Source organism: Arthrobacter sp. 2YAF22_2 (genome assembly GCF_052114645.1).
Lineage (GTDB): Bacteria > Actinomycetota > Actinomycetes > Actinomycetales > Micrococcaceae > Arthrobacter.
In genome coordinates, this window is sequence record NZ_JBFRFD010000402.1 from 1 (window position 1) to 3,525 (window position 3,525).

Here is a 3,525-nt window from a genome sequence, read left to right on the forward strand (position 1 = left end):
GCCGTGGCGCCGCGGCTCCGCTCCGCACGCGCCGCCCTGCAGCGCCGCTATCCCGCGGTTCGCCCGGTGATCGGCGTCAACATCGGCAAGACCAAGGTGGTGGAGCTGGAGGACGCGGTGGTGGACTACCTGGTCAGTGCCCGCAGCCTGGCCCCGGCGGCGGACTACCTGGTGGTCAACGTAAGTTCCCCGAACACGCCCGGGCTGCGGCTGCTGCAGGACGTCGAATCCCTGCGCCCGCTGCTGGCCGCCGTGGGGGAGACGGCAGACACCGCGGCCGGCCGCCACGTGCCGTTGCTGGTGAAGATCGCGCCGGACCTCAGCGACGACGACATTGACGACGTCGCCCGGCTGGCCCTTGAGCTGAAGCTGGACGGCATTATCGCCACCAACACCACTGTTGCCCGCACCGGCCTGGTCTCCGGCGCGGAACGCATCGCGGCGTGCGGGGCCGGCGGTCTCTCCGGCGCCCCGCTCAAGCAACGTTCGCTCGAAGTGCTGGCCCGGCTCAGGGCCGTGACCGGCGGCGCGATCACCCTGGTTTCGGTCGGTGGCGTGGAGTCCGGCCAGGACGTCCGGGACCGGCTCGCGGCCGGCGCCACCCTGGTGCAGGGTTACACCGCATTCCTCTACGAGGGCCCCTTCTGGGCGGCGCGGATCAACCGTGAGCTGGCCAAAGGGCCCAGCGGCCACTGACGGGGCAGGTGCAAACAGGGCCGCGCGGCAGAAAAGCCCCCGGCAGTTCAAAAACTGCCGGGGGCTTCAGTCTGGCCAAGTTCTACACTGGCGGAAGTCAGGCGGGGTACTCGCCGCGCTTGACTTGGGGCTTGGGAAGACGCAGGCGGCGGAACTGCAGGGAGCGCATCGAGCCGTACCAGACGGTGCCGCGCTCAACCTCGTCGAACTTCTCACTCAGGCGCGCCTTGAGCTTCCGGGAGAGGATGAAGACGTCCACGAACACCGCCAGGAACATGACCCAGAAACCACCGAGGACGTAGATCATCTGCTCGCTGCTCGCCGGAACCAGGAGCGAAATGACGACAAACACGAGGGCACCGAACATCAGGTACTCGCCCAGGCTGAACCGGGCGTCGACGTAATCGCGGGCGAAGCGTTTCTGCGGGCCCTTGTCCCGGACCGGCAGGAACTTCTCATCCCCGGTGTCCATGGCGCGGCGCATCTTGAGGCGCTGGTCCGCAACCGCGGTGCGCTCGGCCGCCCTGGAGGCCTTCCGGTCCTCCGGAACCAGCGGCCGCTTGCGGGCGGCCACCTGGGCGCTCCGCTTTGGTGTGGGCGCGCCCTTGCCGATGACGGCGTTCCGGGCTGCTGCCTCGGCCACTTGCTGGTCAACTACGTCCTGCGCCGAGGGCGCTTCCTTTTTACGTCCAAACACCCATACAGAATACCCTGCGGTGGCGGGCCCGAGACCCAGCCCACAGCGGCCCCCGCACGGGTAGTGTTTTGGCCATGACTTCATCTTCCGCGGGGATCCCGCAGCCCTCAACCGTCGGTTCGATCAATGCCGATGCCCTCCGCCACGCCGTCACCGATTCCTTCGACGCCACGGTCGCACAGCTCAAGGAACTCGTGGCCATCCCGGGCATCGCCTGGCCCAGCTTCGATCCTGCTCCGCTGAATGCCAGCGCCGACGCCGTCGCCGGACTGGTGCGCGCCAGCGGGTTCGAGGACGTCCGGATCCTGCGCTGTGACAAGGAGGACGGCACCCCCGGCGGCCCAGCCGTCGTCGCACGACGTCCCGCCGCGGCCGGCAAGCCCACCATCCTGCTCTACGCCCACCACGACGTCCAGCCCACCGGCGACCTGGCGCTCTGGGAGACCGAGCCGTTCACCGCCGTCGAGCGCGACGGCCGGCTATACGGCCGCGGCGCGGCGGACGACAAGGCAGGCATCCTCGCGCACGTCGCCGCTTACTCCGCCGTGACCCGGGTGCTGGGGGAGGAGCTGGGCCTGGGCGTGACCTTCTTCTTTGAAGGTGAAGAGGAAGCCGGATCGCCGACCTTCCGCGCCTTCCTCGAAGCCCACCGGGAACTGCTGCGCTCGGACGTGATCGTCGTGGCCGACTCGTCCAACTGGAAGGTAGGCATCCCGGCCCTCACTACCAGCCTGCGGGGCCTGGTGGACGGCACCATCGAGGTGAAGGTCCTGGACCACGCCGTCCACTCCGGCATGTTCGGCGGACCGGTCCTGGACGCCCCGACGCTGCTGGCCCGGCTGATCGCCACCCTGCACGACGATGAAGGCAGCGTCGCGATCGAGGGCCTCGTCGGCCGCGACGACGTCGCCGTCGACCTCACCGAGGAGGAGTACCGCGCCGACGCCTCGGTGCTCGACGGCGTGCGGCTCGCCGGCACCGGAAGCATCGCTTCGCGCCTCTGGACCAAGCCCGCGCTGTCCATCATCGGTTTTGACGCGCCCGCCGTGGACGTCGCGTCCAACACCTTGCTCCCGCGCGCCCGCACCAAGTTCAGCCTGCGGCTCGCCCCGGGCCAGAATCCGGCCGAGGCCATGGAGGCAGTACGCCGGCACGTCGAATCACACGCGCCCTTCGGCGCCGAAGTGGTGTTTACCCCGGGGGAGACCGGCAGCGCCTTCAGCACCGACACCACATCGGCCGCTGCCAACATGGCGATGTGGGCCCTCGGCGAGGCCTGGGGTGTACCGGCGGTCGAGACCGGGATCGGCGGTTCCATCCCGTTCATCGCCGACCTGACCGAGCTGTACCCGGACGTGCAGATCCTCGTCACCGGCGTGGAGGATCCTGACTCGCGGGCACACAGTGCCAACGAGTCGCTCCACCTGGGCGACTTCCGGAACGCGATCATCGCTGAGGCGCTCCTGCTGGCCCGGCTGAACGCGGAGGGCCTGGCCTGAGCTGGCCGCAGATACTGCCGTCGGTCGGCTGCCACGCTTTTCGCGTTTGTCGGGGAACACCCAGCCGGCATCGACGGTTACGTCAGGAGTTAGAGCTACACGGCGGATCGACGTAGCATGTAGCTATAGCCCATACCGTTAAGTAGGGGCGGGCGCCGCGCAGGCGGAGCCGCCACGACCGTCGTAAGAAGGTAGGCCATGAGCACTACAACCAATGAACACAGCGCCGACACCACCGTCCAGGCGGACCAGGAACTGGCCAGCCACGAGGTCCAGCTGACCGACGTCGCGGCCGGCAAGGTCCGCAGCCTGCTGGAACAGGAGGGCCGCACTGATCTTCGCCTCCGCGTGGCCGTGCAGCCCGGCGGATGCTCCGGACTGATCTACCAGCTGTACTTCGACGAGCGCCTCCTCGAAGGCGACGCGGTCCGCGACTACGACGGCGTCGAGGTGGTCGTCGACAAGATGAGCGTCCCCTACCTGAGCGGGGCCAGCATCGACTTCGAGGACACCATCTCGAAGCAGGGATTCACCATTGACAACCCGAACGCCGGCGGATCCTGCGCCTGCGGGGATTCCTTCCACTAAGGACTAAGGCCGGGCCGCCAGCCCGGCCTTAGTGCCGTCCGGGGG

The 3,525-nt window shown here is 68.7% G+C and carries 4 protein-coding genes; 3 read left to right on the forward strand and 1 reads right to left on the reverse strand.

Going from position 1 to position 3,525, the window contains the following annotated elements; all coding sequences use genetic code 11:
• On the forward strand, positions 1-696 hold a 696-nt coding region (pyrD, locus tag AB4Y86_RS14805), incomplete at its 5' end, for a dihydroorotate dehydrogenase (quinone) (protein ID WP_441402958.1).
• A 97-nt stretch (positions 697-793) separates the two neighbouring features.
• Here pyrD and AB4Y86_RS14810 read toward each other — a convergent pair.
• Positions 794-1,393, reverse strand: a complete 600-nt coding sequence (locus tag AB4Y86_RS14810) for a DUF3043 domain-containing protein (protein WP_441402959.1) — start codon at positions 1,391-1,393, stop codon at positions 794-796.
• A gap of 74 nt (positions 1,394-1,467) precedes the next feature.
• On the opposite strand from AB4Y86_RS14810, the gene AB4Y86_RS14815 reads away from it, so the two are divergent.
• Positions 1,468-2,892 carry a dipeptidase gene (locus AB4Y86_RS14815; RefSeq protein WP_441402960.1) on the forward strand — a complete coding sequence of 475 codons (1,425 nt, stop codon included), beginning with the start codon at positions 1,468-1,470 and terminating at the stop codon, positions 2,890-2,892.
• Between the two features lie 198 nt (positions 2,893-3,090).
• On the forward strand, positions 3,091-3,480 hold the full coding sequence (locus tag AB4Y86_RS14820; RefSeq protein ID WP_354236247.1) for a HesB/IscA family protein: 390 nt from the start codon (positions 3,091-3,093) through the stop codon (positions 3,478-3,480).
• Positions 3,481-3,525: the final 45 nt, after the last annotated feature.

What these genes read in the sequence shown, in the direction of transcription:
- AB4Y86_RS14820 (WP_354236247.1), top strand. Translation starts at nt 3,091, where the DNA reads ATGAGCACTACAACCAATGAACACAGCGCCGACACCACCGTCCAGGCG.
- AB4Y86_RS14815 (WP_441402960.1), top strand. Translation starts at nt 1,468, where the DNA reads ATGACTTCATCTTCCGCGGGGATCCCGCAGCCCTCAACCGTCGGTTCG.